This window comes from Amycolatopsis sulphurea, assembly GCF_002564045.1.
In the GTDB taxonomy this organism is placed as follows: Bacteria; Actinomycetota; Actinomycetes; order Mycobacteriales; family Pseudonocardiaceae; genus Amycolatopsis; species Amycolatopsis sulphurea.
Map to the genome: position 1 here is coordinate 1,126,814 of NZ_PDJK01000001.1, position 15,571 is coordinate 1,142,384.

A 15,571-nucleotide genomic window follows, 5' to 3' on the forward strand; every position below is an offset into this window, starting at 1 on the left:
TGCCGACACCCTGCGGTCACGGGTAGTGCGGCACGTTCACCGGCTTGGTCCCGTCCGGGGTCACGTCCCCGGCGTCGTTGATCACGTGCTTGATCGTGCCCCGGTGGTTCAGTGACACGGTGAGCAGGCTGTGCAGCCTCACCCCGCTGTTTCTGGGCACCTCGAACGCGCGCTCGCCGGCGACGGCCGGGTTGGTGTCGAAGAAGCAGTAACTGCCCAGGCCCCACGCCTCGTGCGAGCTGACCTCGTCGCCGACCTTGTAGGCGGCGTAACCGGCGGTGCCCGGCGCGGAGTTCCACGAGCCCTGGTTCGGCACGTCGTAGGGCATCTCGTTCTGGAAGAAGATCGTCTTGCCGCGCTGGCCGTTCCAGAGCACCTGGAACTTCTGGTAGTGCTCGACGAAAAGGCCGGTGGCGGTCACGTCGTCCCCGTTGACCAGGACGCCGGTGTCGGCGGTGTTGGTGGTCCAGCCGACGGTGCCGGCCTTGCCGTGGTCGGCGCGCCAGGCCCAGACGTGGTCGACGAGGGTGTCGTCGCTGTTGACCACGAGGCTGTTGGTGGCCTTGCCCGCGAGGTCGCCGCCGATGCGGAAGAACACATCCTGCAAGGAGATCGGGTTCTTCGCGTGGTCGGTGTGCTGGCCCTTCTTGCCGACGGTCAGCAGCGCGTTCGAGCTCCGCGCGCCTGCGTCGAACAGCACGCCCTTCACCCGCACGCCGTCGGTGTCGGCGATGTGCATCGCGTCGACACCGTTGTCCGGAACGAGCGTGGGGTAGCCGATGCCGAGCACGGTGGTGTCCGGGTTGGTGACGTTGAGGGTCTGGTCGAGGTGGTAGATGCCTGGGGTGAAGAACAGGCTGCAGCCCGCCGCGAGCGAGCGGTTGAGATCGGCGGCCTTGTCGCCGGGTTTGGCCACGCGGAACCGGCTGATCGGCACCGAATCGCCGGGCGTGGCGCCGTTCGCCCAGCTCGGTCCGGAGGCGTTCGTGCGCAGCGCGGGACGGAACACGCGGTATTTCCCGGCGCCGTCGACGTACAGGTACGGCACGTCGCGTGAGACCGGGGTGGTGCTCAGCGTGGTCTCCGGCGGGGTGGGGAAGGTGTTCGGCGGGGCGCCGAGGGTGCCGGAGAACACCATGTTCCACACGCCGCCGTCCCAGCTGCCCAGCGCCGAGTCGCGGGTGTACCACTGTTGCTGGGAGACCGAGGCGGTCTTGCCGGCCACCTTGGTGTCGGCGATGTACCCGCCGCTGGAGTACCCGTAGCCGGCGGGGAACAGCTGGAGCCCGCCCCTGATGTCCATGCGCCGGAACGGCGCGGCCTGCGAAACCGCCCAGCGGTCGTCGCCGCTCGCCGGGGTGACTGCCATGTTCTCCGCCGAGCGCCAGAAGTTCTGCAGCGCCGAACCCTGATCGGACTCGTTGAACGCGTCCACCGTGAGGTCGCCGGTGATCTGCACGTCGCCCGGGTTCTGGCCCAGCCCGGCGACGGAGGTGTAGAAGCCGACGTTGTCGTGCACCGAGTAGCTGCCGGGTTTGAACAGGTGCGCCACGCGCCCGGACGCGAACTGCGCGGTCTGCGTGCTCTTCTGCGCTTCGAAATCCTTGTCGAGCTGTGACTGGATGCGGTCGCCGGACATGCCCGGGTCGAAGATCCGCACGTTCGGCCCGAAGTCGGGTTGATCGGGCTGTCCGCAGCCGGCGTGCGCGACGCTCGCCGCGTGCGCGGTGGGCAGTCCGAGTCCCAGCCCGGCCAACGCGGTCAGTGCGAGCGCGGCGAGCGGGCCGCGCCGTCGTCGTGGTGAGCGAAAAGCGGGTTCCACGATGTGGTACCTCCGCGGTCGGAATTCACCGGATCGGTTGGCAGTAGCGGAAAGTATCCGCGCGAGCACGGACCACGGGTCACGAGGGCGTAACAGGTTGTCTGGACCACTCAGGGTGTGCCCGTTCGACCACGAACGAGTGACCTGCGGCCTCGCGGGGCCAGGCACGGGCGGGCACCATGACGGGCGGATCAGCGCGCCGATGCCGACGGGAGCGAGATGAGCCGTATCGAACGAGGACGCCGACCCTTGCGGACGGCGCTCGCCGTCGCCGCGATGGCACTGCCGTGGACGGTCGTGAACGCGGGACCGGCCACGGCCGCGGATTACTCGAAAGCGGCGGACGACACCGCGGGATCACAGATCGCGGTGCACGAAGGCGTACAGGGCGGCCCGGCGCGTGCGGATCTCGCCGGCGGGCAGGCTCTCGGACACGACGTGAGCGGTCACCAAGGCCCGGTGGATTGGGCGAAGGCGGCAGCGTCGGGTGCCCAGTTCGCGTACGTCAAAGCCACCGAGGGCACCGGGTACGTCAGCCCACACTTTGCACAGCAGTACAACGGCGCGCAGAAGGCGGGCCTGATCCGCGGCGCCTATCACTTCGCGCGGCCGGATCTTTCCAGCGGCGCCGCGCAGGCCGAGTACTTCATCGCGCACGGCGGCGCCTGGCGCAAGGGCGGCACGACGCTGCCAGGTGCGCTGGACGTCGAGTACAACCCGTACGGCGACGCCTGCTACGGCAAGAGCCCCGCGGACATGACCGCGTGGATCGCCGACTTCGCGAGCACCTACCTCGCGAAGCAGCACCGCAGCGCGATCATCTACACCTCGACGTCCTGGTGGAAACGCTGCACCGGCAACACCGCGCGGTTCGGCGACACGAATCCACTGTGGCTGGCCCGGTACGCCCCGGCGATCGGGGAGTTGCCCGCGGGCTGGGACAAGCAGAGCATCTGGCAGTTCGCCCGCGACGGCGGGCTGCCCGGCGACCAGAACTACTACAACGGCCCGATCAGCCGGGTACAGGCGCTGGCCCGGGGCGCCTGACTCACGTACGGGTCAGCAGCTCCCGCAGCCGGGTGATCCGGCTCCGCTGACGCACTGGGAGACAGGGGTTCCGGCAAAGTTGGTCGGGGACCCGGCGGCGGGCGTTGCGGAGGTGTGTGCGACCACCTCGTGGCATGCGCCGGACCGGCTTCGGGTCCGTGAAGGGGCCCTTCACGGACTCAGAGTCCGTGAAGGGCCCCTTCACAGACCTCCACCATTGGGCGTTGCCCTGGCTACGGTCCCGGATATGGCTTCTTCCGAGCAGCCGCGCCGGTCGCCCGCAGTCCCCGCACCTGCTCGTCACCGGTGACGGCGGACGGCGCGGAGTGGAACCGCACCGCGATCCGGCGCGATCCCTCGCCGCGCGGTGTCCCCGCGTTCGGACGGGTGCACATCAGCGCTGGCCATACGGTCTTCCCTGGACGGCGACTAAGCGTTACCGAGGTTCACTGTTACCTAAGGTAACCCCTATTTGCCGGGCTCGCGAGAGGGCAGAACGAAGCCGGGCGGGAACCAGCAGGCCTGACACCCACCGATTCCCCACCCGGCTGTACGGACTCCGGCAGCACCCGGATCAGCCCCGCGGCTGCTCCCGCCACCACTGCTGCCCGGCTTCAGGCAGCGTCTGGATCGGGTCGTAGTACGGGTACTTCCGCTGCAACGCCTCCGGGTCCTCGTGCTCGATCCCGGTCCGGTAGTTCTTCGTCCAGTACGAAATGCCGCGCTCCCGGTCGTAGTCGGCCAGCTGGTGCACCCACCGCTTCCCGACATACGGCACGTCGCACACGATCCGCGGCGTCGCGTACCCCGGCAGGTAGCCCATGATCGCGTGCTGCAGCTCCTGTGCCTCCCGCACCGAGACCCGCCAATGCTCGGCGTTCGGGATCATGTCGCACATGTAGAAGTAGTACGGCAGGATGTTCGCCTCGCCTTGCAGCGCGAAGCACAGATCGAGCAGCTGGGCCGGCGTCGCGTTCACGCCGCGCATCAGCACGCCCTGGTTGCGTACGTCGCGTACGCCGACCTGCAGCGCCGTACGCGCGGCTTCGGCGACCAGCGGCGTGACGGACTGGGCGTGGTTCACGTGTGTGTGGATTGCCAGGTTGACGCCACGGGCCTGCGCGGTGAGCGCGACCCGCTGCAGGCCTTCGGTCACCTTCGGCTGCAGCCAGTGCTGCGGCAGCGCGGCGAGCGCCTTGGTGGCGAGGCGGATGTCGCGCACGGTCTCGATGTCCATCAGCCGCATCAGGAACGACTCCAGCTGCGGCCACGGCACGTTCGCCACGTCGCCACCGGAGACGACCACATCCCGTACGCCGGGGGTGCGCTGGAGGTAGCCGATCATCGCGTCCTGCCGGTCGACCGGCTTGAGTTCGAGCTTGTGCTTCTGCACCTGCTCGGTGGAGTTGCCGACCAGGTCCATCCGGGTGCAGTGCCCGCAGTACTGGGGGCAGGTCGAGATCAGCTCGGCCAGCACCTTGGTGGGGTAGCGGTGGGTGAGCCCCTCGACCACCCACATCTCCGCCTCGTGCAGCGAGTCCCGCTCGGAGTGCGGGTGACTCGGCCACACCGGGTCGCGGTCGCTGCGCACCGGGATCATGTACCGGCGGATCGGGTCGGCGTAGAACGCCTCGGTCACCTTCGCCGGGTCGGTGCCCGCGGAGGGCGCCATCGTGTTCAGCATCTGCGGCGGCACGAGCATCGACATCGTGGCCATCTCGTGCTGGTCGGCGACCAGATCCTCGTAGAAGCGCTCGTCGAGCAGGTCGCCCAGGAGCGCGCGCAGCTGCTTGACGTTGCGCACACAGTGCACCCGCTGCCACTGCGGGTCCCGCCACTGGGCGGCGGTGACGTCCCGCCAGCCGGGGAACCGGCGCCAGTCGGGCTCCGCAAGCTCGGTGCGGGCGTATTCATACGGCTGGTCCAGTGCGGCGGCAGGCGGCACAGGTTCCTGGATCACAGTCATCTGTACTCCTAGTCGTCGGTTTCACATAAAAATATCCTGTCACAACGTTCTCATGGCGTAAATCTTCTCGCACAACGGGTGGGTGTGTGATCACAGGAACGCGCGGGGGAGACTCGGACGGTGACGAACGACAGCACCACGCTCCTGCTCGGCGGTCGCATCTACACCCCGTCCTCACCCGACGCGACGGCGATGGCGGTCTCCGGCGGCACGGTCGTGTGGGTCGGCCAGGACGAGCCGGCCCGTGCCCTGCACCCCGGCGCGGAGATCCTCGACCTCGGCGGCGCGTTCGTCGCCCCCGCCTTCGTCGACACCCACGTGCACGCCGGCGCCACCGGCCTGCACTTCGACGGGCTCGACCTGACCACCGTGCGCAGCGCCGCCGGGCTCCTCGCCGCCGTACGCGACGCCCTCGTGCCCGGCCGGATCCTGCTCGCGCACGGCTGGGACGAATCCACCTGGACCGACCCCCGCCTGCCCAGCCGCGCCGAACTGGACGACGTCGCGGGCGGCACGCCGGTCTACCTGAGCCGGGTGGACGTGCACTCCGCGCTGGTGTCCACCCCGCTGACCGCGCTCGTACCGGGCATCGATGCGGTCCCCGGCTGGTCCGCCGACGGGCCGCTCACCCATAACGCGCACCACCGTGTCCGCGCGGCCACCAGGACCGCGGTGACCCGCGACCAGCGCCGCGCCGCCCACCGCACCTTCCTCGCCACCGCCGCCGCCCGCGGCATCGTCTCGGTCCACGAATGCGGCGGCCCGGACATCGGCGGCGCCGAGGACTTCACCGGCCTGCTCGCCCTCGCGAACGAGCCGGGCCTGCCCGAAGTGGTCGGCTACTGGGGCGAACCCGACGTCGAGAAGGCCCGCGCGCTCGGTGCCCGCGGCGCCGCGGGCGACCTGTTCGTCGACGGCGCACTCGGGTCCCGCACCGCCGCGCTGACCAGCCCCTACACCGACGACCCGACGACCTCCGGCACGCTGCACGCGGACGCGGCCACGATCGGCGACCACATCGCCGCGTGCACCGAAGCAGGGCTTCAAGCAGGTTTCCACGTGATCGGCGACGCCGCCGCCGCGGAGGTGCTGGAAGGGTTCCGGCTGGCCGAGAAACAGGTCGGGCAGCGGGCTTTGGCCGCCCGCCACCACCGGCTGGAACACCTGGAGATGGTCACCGCCGACCAGGCCCGCGCACTGGCCGGATGGGGCGTCATCGCGTCCGTGCAGCCGCTGTTCGACCAAGCCTGGGGCGGCACCGCGGGCATGTACGCCGAGCGGCTCGGCACGGATCGCGCGCCAGCGCTGAACCCGTTCGCCACCCTTGCTGCGGAAGGGGTCGTGCTCGCCTTCGGTAGCGACACCCCCGTGACCGCCCTCGATCCGTGGGCCACCGTACGCGCCGCGATCCACCACCGGACCCCCGAAGCCCGGCTGTCCGCCCGCGCGGCGTTCACCGCGCACACCCGCGCCGGGCACCGCGCGGCAGGCATCAACGACGGGCTCACCGGCACCCTCGTGCCCGGCGCCCCGGCGCACTACGCGATCTGGGACGCGACCGACCTCGTCGTCGCCACCGCGGACAGCCGCGTGCAGCGCTGGTCCACCGATCCGCGCTCCGGCGTACCCCCGCTGCCGCGGCTGGATCCGGACAGCCCGCTGCCGCGCTGCCTGCGCACCGTACGCGGCGGGACGGTCCTCTACGACGAGTTCACCCCCGCCACCTAAAGTTTCTGTCGTGGCAGTGACAGTGGCGGATTCCGAACCCGGCGCTCCGCGCGAAGCAGAACCCCGCCGGCCGAAACGGGCATGGCGGGCCTGGCTGATCCGGCTCGCCGTCGCCGCGTCCGCCGGATTGCTGTACTACCTCAGCTTCGCGCCGCGTCCACTGTGGTGGCTCGCGCCGATCGCGTTCACCGCGTTCGCATTGGTCCTTCGTGGACGGAAGTTCCGCGGCGGGTTCGGCTACGGGTTCGTCTTCGGCGTCGCGTTCTTCCTCACGCACCTGCTGTGGCTGCAGGACTTCCTCGGCCGGGAGTTCGGCCCGTGGCCCTGGCTGGGCCTGAGCGTCACGCTGGCGCTCTACTTCGGACTCGGCGGGTTTCTGATCACGGTGGTGTCCCGGCTGCCGCTGGCGCCGCTGTGGGGCGCTCTGGTGTTCATCGCGCTCGAAACCCCGCGTACCTGGTTCCCCTTCGGCGGCTTCCCGTGGGGCCGGGTCGGATTCAGCCAGCCCGAAGGCGCGTTCCTGTCCCTCGCCTCGATCGGCGGCGCGCCACTGGTCGGCTTCGCCGTCGTACTCACCGGCTTCGGGCTGGCCGCACTCCTGGCCCGGCTGTGGCAGACGCGGCACGTACGCGACCGCGCGCTGATATGGCCGGTGGCGTTCACCCTCGTCCCGGTCCTCGCCGGACTCGCGGCGTGGCCCACGATCGGCACCGGCGCGCAAGACGGCTCGCTCACCGTCGCCACGGTGCAGGGCAACGCCCCGGACCTCGGCATCGCGCTCCAGGGCCAGCGCGGCGTCCTGCGGGACAACAGCCTCGCCGAAAGCGCCCGCCTGCTCACCGACATCCGCAGCGGCCGGGTCGCCAAGCCGGACCTGCTGATCTGGCCGGAGACCTCCACCGCGATCTACGGCGACGACCCGGCCCTGGACCAGATGGTCTCCGCGTTCGGCGTGCCCGCGGTGATCGGTGCCCTCGTCCGCCGCCCGGACGGCCAGGACGAGAACGACGCGGTGGTGTGGGACCCGCGCACCGGGCCGGGACAGCGCTACACCAAACAGGACCTGGTCCCGTTCGGCGAGTACGTGCCCGCCCGCGCAGTCGCCCGGCTGGTCACGCCGTTCGTGGACAACACCCCGGAAATGCGGGCCGGCGACGGCACGAACGCGGCGCTCTCGGTCGCGGGCACCAAGGTCGGCATGTTCATCTGCTACGAGACCGCGTTCGACGGCCCCGCCCGCGACGCGGTGCGCGAAGGCGGCGAACTGCTGGTGGTGCCCACGAACAACGCCTGGTACGGGCCGGGGGAGATGAGCTACCAGCAACTGGCGATGACCCGGCTGCGCGCGGTCGAGCACGGCCGCGCGGCTGTGGTGTCGGCCACCACCGGGGTCAGCGCGCTGGTCGCCCCGGATGGAACGATCACCAGCTCAACCGGACTTTTCACGGCGGACACCCTGGTCGGGCGCGTGCCGCTGCGCACGGCGACTACGCTGTCGGATCGACTCGGTGCGTGGACGGAGTACGCCCTGCTGGCACTGGCGATCGCGGGTGTCGCCGGCGGGGTCGTGCTCCGTTTTCGCACCCGGCGCGGCCGCGCCGGCAGGACAGCAGGGGACACGGCGGACTGAACCGCCGGATTCGGAGGAAACGGATGGCGCAGGCGCCACGGGGGGCCGAAACGATCGAACCGGTGCTGGTGGTGGTCCCGACCTACAACGAGCGGGACAACCTCGGCCCGGTGCTGGACCGGCTCCACCAGGCCCTCCCGGAGGCGCACGTGCTCGTCGTCGACGACGGCAGCCCGGACGGCACCGGTGAGCTGGCCGACGAGCGCGCCGCCGCGGACGAGCGGGTGCACGTGCTGCACCGCACCGCGAAGGCCGGTCTCGGCAAGGCCTACATCGCCGGGTTCCGCTGGGGCCTCTCCCGCGGCTACGCCGCGTTCGTGGAGATGGACGCGGACGGCTCGCACGCCCCCGAAGACCTGCCCCGGCTCCTGGCCGCGGCAGAGGACGCGGACCTGTCGATCGGCTCGCGCTACGTGCCCGGCGGCAGCACGGTGAACTGGCCGCTGCGCCGTCAGCTGCTCTCCCGCGGCGCGAACCTGTACTCCCGGTTCGCGCTCGGGCTGAAGGTCGCGGACATGACCGCCGGCTACCGCGTCTACCGCCGCCCGGTCCTGGAAAAGCTGGAACTGGACGAGGTCGCCTCCCACGGCTACTGCTTCCAGATCGACCTGACCCGCCGCACCGCGGACGCCGGCTTCGAGATCGTCGAGGTCCCCATCACCTTCACCGACCGCGAGATCGGCCAGTCGAAAATGAGCGGCTCGATCATGCGCGAGGCGTTCTTCCGCGTCGCGGAGTGGGGCGCGCGGCGGCGGGTGGCCCAGCTGCGGCGGCTCCTGGGCCGCTGACCGGCGCCTGCGGAGTCCGGACAGGCCGCTGCCCCCGTGCACGAGTGCGCGGGGGCAGCGACGGATCGGTAGTCGGTCAGGAAGCCAGCTACGGGCCGAGATTCAGGCGGACCGGCTGGTCCGGCGTCCCTTGAGCTCGGCGAGACGTTCGTTCAGCAGGTCCTCGAGCTCGGGGATGGAGCGGCGCTCCAGCAGCATGTCCCAGTGCGTCCGGGGCGGCTTGGTCTTCTTCTGCTCGGGCTGCCCGCCATCGACGATCTCGGACTCGCTGCCGTGCAGCCGGCATTCCCACACCGTCGGGATCTCGGCGTCGTCGGAGAACGGCACCTCGAACTCGTGGTTCTTGGGACAGGCGTAGCGCACGGTCCGGCGCGGGGCGAGATCGTGATTGCGGTCGGTCTCGTAGCTGACCGCCCCCAGCCGGCTTCCACGGAGAACACGGTCGGCCATGATGGGTCCTTTCAGTCAGCTCCGGGTGGAGCCAGGGTGATGCTCACCCTATGCAACGAACGTGGCGTCCGGGGGATTCCCGGTTCACCATGTCGCTGCTCACGATGAGGTGCGTCACCCGAGGTCTTCAGCTTCCTCCAGTGGGAGACGTTGTGCCGTTTGTCGTGACGCCGTTACCGCCTTCCTAGTGCGGATATCCCCCAGTTGGGCTATCCGGGTCACGACTAGGACAACCGTAACTGACCGTGCTGTGCGGCAGCCGGCCCCAGGTCCCCCATCCGGAAATGTCGTCGGCACAGTACCTGATAACGGAAGGTAGCCGGATCCCCTCCGAACCGTGATGAAGCTGAAGATTCAACTACGGATTGTTCGGCAGTTGTCGGCGCAGCGTCGTCCACGATCGTGTCCGGCATGATGTCGGCGACCACCACCGTGTCGCCCTCCCGGAGGATCTCGCCATCGCGGACCCGGGCATTGAACCGGCCGGGCAGCCCGCACCAGCACAGCACCTCCACCTGCACCGGCTGCAGCTCGTCGGCCAGCTCGAACAGCCGCCCGGCACCGGGGAAGAGCCGGCTGCGGAAATCGGTCGCGATACCGAAGCAGTACACGTCCACCCCGACCTCGTCGGCCAGCTCGGCGAGCTGGTCCACCTGCGCGGGGGAGAGGAACTGCGCCTCGTCCACGATCACGTAGTCCACGTGCCCGCCCTGTGCCCACCGGGCGCGCACCAGCTCCCGCACATCGGTGCCGGTGCCCACCTCGGTGGCCCGGCGGGTGATGCCGATCCGGCTGGTGATCTGCGGCGCACCGGACCGGTCGTGCCGCACCAGCACCAGCCCGCGCCGCCCCTGCCGCGCATGGTTGTGATCGATCTGCAACGCGAGCGTCGACTTCCCGCAGTCCATCGGGCCGTAGCAGAACTTCAGCCGTCCCCTCGGCGCTCCGTTGCGGCGGACACCCGCCGGCGGCGCCGCGGAGAGCGCGTCGGTCGGGTCGTCGGGCACGGTTTCGTCGGGTGCGGTCACGACGCCCGACCCTAGCGGGACCTCACAGCACCTCCGGCGGACGGTTCCCGGCCGCCACGATCGCCCGCCGCACCGGCACCAGCGCGACGAACACGAACCCCAGCACGAAGAACACCACCAGCGCCACGATCGCCAGCCGGAACGACCCGGTCGCCTGCCCGACCCCGGCGAACACCAGCGGCCCCAGCCACGACGTGCCCTTCTCACCCACGACGTAGAGCGAGTAGTACTGCGCGTCCTTGCCCGCCGGGATCATCTGGCTGAACAGCGACCGCGACAACGCGTTCGTCCCGCCCAGCACCAACCCGATACCGACGGCGACCGCGTAGAACTGCACCGGCTGCGCAGGCTGCACGAAATACGCCCCGGCCAGCACCACCACCCACAGCACCAGGCTGCCGAGAATGGTCCGCTTCGCCCCGAGCCGTCGCGCGACCAGCCCGTGCAGCACCCCGCCCGCATACGCGAGGAACTGGATCACCAGCACCGTGACGATCAGCACCTCGTCGGAGAACCGCAGCTCGTCCTTCCCGTACTGCGCGGACACCGTCACCACGGTGTTGATCCCGTCCGCGAAGAGCAGGTAGCTGCCGAGGAAGGCCAGCGTCAGCGGAAATTGCCGGGCCGCGGCCAGCGTCTGCCCCAGCTCGCGGAACCCGGCCCCCAGCACACCCCGGCCCGGGACCGTCGCCACCGGCTCGTGCCGGCGGGGGAGCGCCCGCACCGTCGGGATGGTGAACAGTGCCCACCACAGACCGGAGGTCAGGAAACAGATCCGCACCGCGGTGGCCGTGTCCACGCCGAGCGCGTCGCGGCTGAGGTAGAAGGCCAGCTGCAACCCGAGCGCCAGCCCGCCGCCGAGGTAACCGAACGCCCAGCCCTTCGCGGACACCTCGTCCCGCTCGTCCGGCCCGGCGATGTCCACCAGGAACGAGTAGTAGACGACCAGCGAACCGCCGTACCCGATGTTGGCCACCACGAACAACGCCGCACCCAGCTGCCAGTTCGAACCGGCCATGAAGAACATCAGCGCCGAGGCCAGCGCACCCAGCGCGGCGAACCAGCCGAGGATCCGGCGCTTGGTGCGGCTGCGGTCGGCCACCGCCCCCGCGATCGGCAGCACCAGCACCTGCACCACGGTCGCGACCGCGAGCAGATAGCCCCACAGCGAACCGGCGGGGAAGTGCAGACCAAGCAAAGAGACGTCACACCGGTTCAGCTTGTCGTCGAGCCCCGCGGCGTCCACACAAGGGTTGTCCCCGTTAAGGGTGATGTTCTGCTTCGCATCGGCCGCCGCGACCGTGCTCATGGAGAGCGCCCCGAACACCGTTGTGGTCGAAGAATAAAACGGCGAATTCGCCCAGTCGTAGAAGTACCAGCCCCGCCGTTCCCGTTTACCGTCCCGCGGGCGCGCCACCGTCATCCAGGCTCCTCGTCGGTGCCGAAACTCCAGGTCGGCGCGCACATTACGGGGTCGGCCCGCGACCCGCCCGGCAGTCCATCGGCAGTGTCCGATTCGTCGCTTCTTTCTGCTCCGGCGTGCTTTCCCGAACCGCGCGCAATACGCACCCGGGCGTGTCGCTGCCCGGCCGGTCAAGCGTTTCATGTGAGACTGAAGTGCGTGTTGTGACGGTTGTGGTCAATGAGTCGCGTGCTTACTGTGCCCCCATGACCAACCGCGTTCGCACCGCCCGGCGCGCGGCCACCCGAGCCCTGCTGCTCGTGGTCGCCGTACTGGGACTGGAGCTCGTCGTCACCGGCGCCGCTTCCGCGGACCCGAGCTCCACCTCCTGGATCAAGCTCCGCATGTGCGAGTCCAGCGGCCGGTACTCCATCAACACCGGCAACGGCTACTACGGCGCCTACCAGTTCGACCTGCCGACCTGGCGCAGCGTCGGCGGCGGGGGACGGCCCGACCAGGCCAGCCCCCGCGAACAGGACTACCGCGCGCTCTACCTGTACCGGATGCGCGGCTGGCAGCCCTGGGAATGCGGCGGCAAACTCGGCCTCTCCGGCGACCACGACGCTCGCAGCAAACGCGTCCCCTCCTACGACGAGTCCGCCTACATCGGCGGTACCGGCCTGCCCGCCCCACCCGCGCCGAAACCCGGCCCGGCCCCCGCGCCACCCTCCGGCGGCATACCGGACTGGCCCGGCCTGGTCTACGCCTACGGCGACTGCGCCCCCGCACTGCGCACCTTCCAGCTCCGCATGAACGCCTTCGGCTACGGATTCAGCGGCACCGGCTGCTACTACGACAAAACCCGCACCGCCGTGCTCGACCTGCAGAAGGCCAACAGCATCAACGACTCCGGCCGGCTCGGCCCGAAAACCTGGAAAGCCGCCTGGGAGGGCAAGGCACCCCGCTGACGCGGACAGAACCTGACCGCAACCCCTGCCACAGTGGTCCCGTACCGGACACCGGAACGGAAGGAACCGACCACCGTGACCACCGCACCCGCCACGCACCCCGGCGAACGAGCCGACCTGCTCGCCGAACTCGCCGCCGCCCGGACCGCCCTCACCGGCGCCGCCCAGGGCCTCACCGACGCGCAGGCGGGCGAAACCCCGACCGTCAGCGAACTCTGCCTCGGCGGACTGATCAAACACGTCGCACAGGTCGAGGAGAACTGGCTTCGCTTCACCGTCGAAGGACCCACCGCCCTGACCTACGCACTACCCGAGGGCGTCACCTGGGGCGACATCGCCGCCGGCACCGCCCGCGAACTCCCGCGATGGATGATCGAACACGGCGAACGGTTCCGCATGCAGCCGGGGGAGACCCTCTCCGGCGTCCTCGAACACTACGCACAGATCGCCGCCCACAGCGAAGAGATCATCAACGCCCACACCGACCTGTCCGCGACCCACCCACTGCCGGACGCACCCTGGCACGAACCCGGCGCCGCCCACAGCGTCCGCCGCGTACTGCTGCACGTCATCGCCGAAACCGCCCAGCACGCCGGCCACGCGGACATCATCCGCGAAACCCTCGACGGCCGGAAAGCCAGCTGACCACCGCCGGTCCGGCGTACAGCGCGCCGGATCCGCTCAGCCGTCCTGCGGCCAGCTGCCCCGCTCCCGTAACACCGTCCGCAGCAGATCCGGACGATCCGTCACGATCCCGTGCACACCCAGGTCCAGCAACGCCCGCATCTGCGCCGGATCATCGATCGTCCACGTGTGCACCTCGAACCCGCGACGCACCGCGGACTTCACGAACGCCCGGTCCACCACCGTCAACGGCCCCTGCCGCACCGGCACCTGCGCCAGCCACCCCCGCGCCAGCCGGCCCACCGGCACCGGCGGCACCCAGCCGTTGAGCCACAACAGAAACGCCGAACCCGGCCCCATCGACGTCAACAGCTTCGGCCCGGCCAGCCGCCGCAACCGAGCCAGCCGCGCATCCGAAAACGACGCCGCGGCCACCCGATCGAACGCCCCCATCCGCTCCAGCACCCGCACGAACGGCGTCACCGCCGAACCGGCCTTCACATCCACGTTGAAGCACGCCTCCGGCAACTCCTCCAGCACGTCCTCCAACCGCGAAACCGGCGCCCGGCCACCGATCCGCACGTGCTTGATCTGCGCCCAGGTCTGCGCCGAAATCGACCCGCGACCGTCGGTCGTACGATCGAGCGTGTCGTCATGGTGCACCACGACAACCCCGTCCGCCGTCGCGTGCACGTCCGTCTCCACGTAGCGGTACCCCTCCGCCACCGCCTGCCGGAACGCCGGCAGCGAATTCTCCAGCCCGGCCAGATCACCGAGATGCCACCCGCGGTGGGCGAAGGCACGGGGGAGCGGATCGGCGAGATACGGAAACGGTGGACGCATACTTTCCAGTCTGCCCGCTCGGCATGGCCCCGGTGTGAGATCACGGTGGACGGCTAAAGTCCGGAGGGTGAGGGAACTGGCCGAACACGCGCTGACCGGCGACGAACGCGTCGTCCCGCGCCGCACCAACGCCCCGAAACACTGCGGCTGGTGCGGCCGCCCCCTGCCCGAAGCCGGCAACGTCGGCCGACGGCGGCGCTACTGCGGCCAGTCCTGCCGGCAACGCGCCTACGAACGCCGCACTGCCCTGCAACGCAGCGGCCTGCCCGAAGACGCGGTCGTGCTCTCCGACACCGAGATCGCCGCCCTCCAGGACCGCCTCTTCCAGCTCCGCTGCGCCGCCGAGGACATCGTCACCGCCGCCGCGGACGGCGCCGACGCCACCGAACTCCGCCAGCTGGCGGGGGAGATCGCCCACGCGGCCAAGGACCTCGAACAACTCCGGTGACTTGAGCCCGGTCCGGGGCCGACGCCCACTGTTGTCCCGAAGCCCTGCCAAAGCTGTGAAGGGTCCCTTCACGGACTCAGAGTCCGTGAAGGGACCCTTCACAGCCGTGCCCGGGAAGATGCCAGGTCCAGGCCAGAACAGGCCCGGATTTCGGCAGGCAGAGCAGCCCATCACGCGCCAACGGGTAGCTGACTGAAGCAGCTACCCGGGTCCTCCCGCCGCCTCTCCAGCCAGACTCCGGCCGGACCCGACGTAGCCGGACCGGACCTCCCCGATCGTCACCGACCGCCCACACCTGCCCAACCCGCGAACCACACCCTCAAGTCCGCCACCCGTCCACACTGGACGGTCGGTCACCCGCCCTCCGCCACCACCGCCAGGTTGTCCAGCGAAGCCTGCAAACGGTCCGCCGTCGTGGCGCGGGCCCGTTCGATCCGGGTGCTTTCGGACGCGGGCAGGCCGGTCCAGTCGTAGGTGTGCGTGACCCGCGTGCCACCGCCGGCCACCGGCTCCAGCTCCCACCGCCACAGATGGCCCGGCGGGCGGCGCCCCGGCTCCGAAGGCCGCCACGCGATACAGCGCCCCTCCGCGAATTCCACCACGTGGTTCTCCCGCGTGGCACCGGTCGTCAGCACCATGCGGAACACCTCGCCGGTCCCATGCACCCGCTGCCCAGGCTCCGCCTCGGCCAGATTCGCGTTGCCGTCCCAGCGCGGCTGCCGCGCGGGATCCGCGATCAGCTCGAAGATCGACGCCGCGTCCGCCTCGATCACCCGGTCAGCCCGCACTATCCGGATCTCCTCGTCCATCCCCTCATGCAAGCACAG

The 15,571-nt window shown here is 70.2% G+C and carries 14 protein-coding genes; 7 read left to right on the forward strand and 7 right to left on the reverse strand.

The genetic code is table 11. From position 1 onward, the window contains the following. Positions 1-16: 16 nt before the first annotated feature. Entirely contained in the window at positions 17-1,822 is a 1,806-nt protein-coding gene (locus ATK36_RS05100; protein WP_098510039.1) for a hypothetical protein, read from the reverse strand. 219 nt (positions 1,823-2,041) lie between these two features. Here ATK36_RS05100 and ATK36_RS05105 point away from each other — a divergent pair, with 219 nt between their 5' ends. Then, the gene (locus ATK36_RS05105; protein WP_098510040.1) at positions 2,042-2,869 is read left to right on the forward strand and encodes a lysozyme; all 828 of its coding nucleotides are present in this window, start codon (positions 2,042-2,044) and stop codon (positions 2,867-2,869) included. A 574-nt stretch (positions 2,870-3,443) separates the two neighbouring features. Here ATK36_RS05105 and ATK36_RS05110 read toward each other — a convergent pair. Further along, entirely contained in the window at positions 3,444-4,835 is a 1,392-nt protein-coding gene (locus ATK36_RS05110) for a KamA family radical SAM protein (protein ID WP_211291786.1), read from the reverse strand. A gap of 120 nt (positions 4,836-4,955) precedes the next feature. Between ATK36_RS05110 and ATK36_RS05115 the strand changes: the two genes are divergently transcribed. From ATK36_RS05115 to ATK36_RS05125, 3 genes are read left to right on the forward strand one after another with little or no spacing between them, the layout of a single operon-like run. After that, entirely contained in the window at positions 4,956-6,563 is a 1,608-nt protein-coding gene (locus ATK36_RS05115) for an amidohydrolase (RefSeq protein WP_098510041.1), read from the forward strand. Between the two features lie 10 nt (positions 6,564-6,573). Then, positions 6,574-8,193 carry an apolipoprotein N-acyltransferase gene (gene lnt, locus ATK36_RS05120; protein WP_098510042.1) on the forward strand — a complete coding sequence of 540 codons (1,620 nt, stop codon included), beginning with the start codon at positions 6,574-6,576 and terminating at the stop codon, positions 8,191-8,193. Between the two features lie 23 nt (positions 8,194-8,216). Continuing rightward, positions 8,217-8,981 carry a polyprenol monophosphomannose synthase gene (locus tag ATK36_RS05125; RefSeq protein ID WP_098510043.1) on the forward strand — a complete coding sequence of 255 codons (765 nt, stop codon included), beginning with the start codon at positions 8,217-8,219 and terminating at the stop codon, positions 8,979-8,981. A 102-nt stretch (positions 8,982-9,083) separates the two neighbouring features. Here ATK36_RS05125 and ATK36_RS05130 read toward each other — a convergent pair whose 3' ends face one another. From ATK36_RS05130 to ATK36_RS05140, 3 genes are all read right to left on the reverse strand, one after another. Next, the gene (locus tag ATK36_RS05130) at positions 9,084-9,431 is read right to left on the reverse strand and encodes an RNA polymerase-binding protein RbpA (protein WP_091613651.1); all 348 of its coding nucleotides are present in this window, start codon (positions 9,429-9,431) and stop codon (positions 9,084-9,086) included. Between the two features lie 224 nt (positions 9,432-9,655). Continuing rightward, positions 9,656-10,459, reverse strand: a complete 804-nt coding sequence (locus tag ATK36_RS05135; protein ID WP_098510044.1) for a thymidine kinase — start codon at positions 10,457-10,459, stop codon at positions 9,656-9,658. 22 nt (positions 10,460-10,481) lie between these two features. Beyond that, positions 10,482-11,882 carry an MFS transporter gene (locus ATK36_RS05140; protein WP_098510045.1) on the reverse strand — a complete coding sequence of 467 codons (1,401 nt, stop codon included), beginning with the start codon at positions 11,880-11,882 and terminating at the stop codon, positions 10,482-10,484. 245 nt (positions 11,883-12,127) lie between these two features. Between ATK36_RS05140 and ATK36_RS05145 the strand changes: the two genes are divergently transcribed. Together ATK36_RS05145 and ATK36_RS05150 are read left to right on the forward strand one after the other, a co-directional pair. Next, on the forward strand, positions 12,128-12,829 hold the full coding sequence (locus tag ATK36_RS05145) for a transglycosylase family protein (protein ID WP_098510046.1): 702 nt from the start codon (positions 12,128-12,130) through the stop codon (positions 12,827-12,829). Positions 12,830-12,904: 75 nt separating this feature from the next. Continuing rightward, positions 12,905-13,474, forward strand: a complete 570-nt coding sequence (locus tag ATK36_RS05150) for a DinB family protein (RefSeq protein WP_098510353.1) — start codon at positions 12,905-12,907, stop codon at positions 13,472-13,474. A 36-nt stretch (positions 13,475-13,510) separates the two neighbouring features. Here the strand turns inward: ATK36_RS05150 and ATK36_RS05155 are convergent, their stop codons facing one another. Beyond that, a complete protein-coding gene (locus tag ATK36_RS05155; RefSeq protein WP_098510047.1) occupies positions 13,511-14,296 on the reverse strand; it encodes a glycerophosphodiester phosphodiesterase family protein in 786 nt (261 codons plus the stop codon). Positions 14,297-14,363: 67 nt separating this feature from the next. Here ATK36_RS05155 and ATK36_RS05160 point away from each other — a divergent pair, with 67 nt between their 5' ends. Then, positions 14,364-14,744: a hypothetical protein gene (locus ATK36_RS05160; RefSeq protein ID WP_098510048.1), complete on the forward strand. Its 381-nt coding sequence runs from the start codon at positions 14,364-14,366 to the stop codon at positions 14,742-14,744. Positions 14,745-15,097: 353 nt separating this feature from the next. On the opposite strand, the gene ATK36_RS05165 is transcribed toward ATK36_RS05160, so the two are convergent. Next, positions 15,098-15,553, reverse strand: a complete 456-nt coding sequence (locus ATK36_RS05165; RefSeq protein WP_098510049.1) for an SRPBCC family protein — start codon at positions 15,551-15,553, stop codon at positions 15,098-15,100. Positions 15,554-15,571 lie beyond the last annotated feature (18 nt).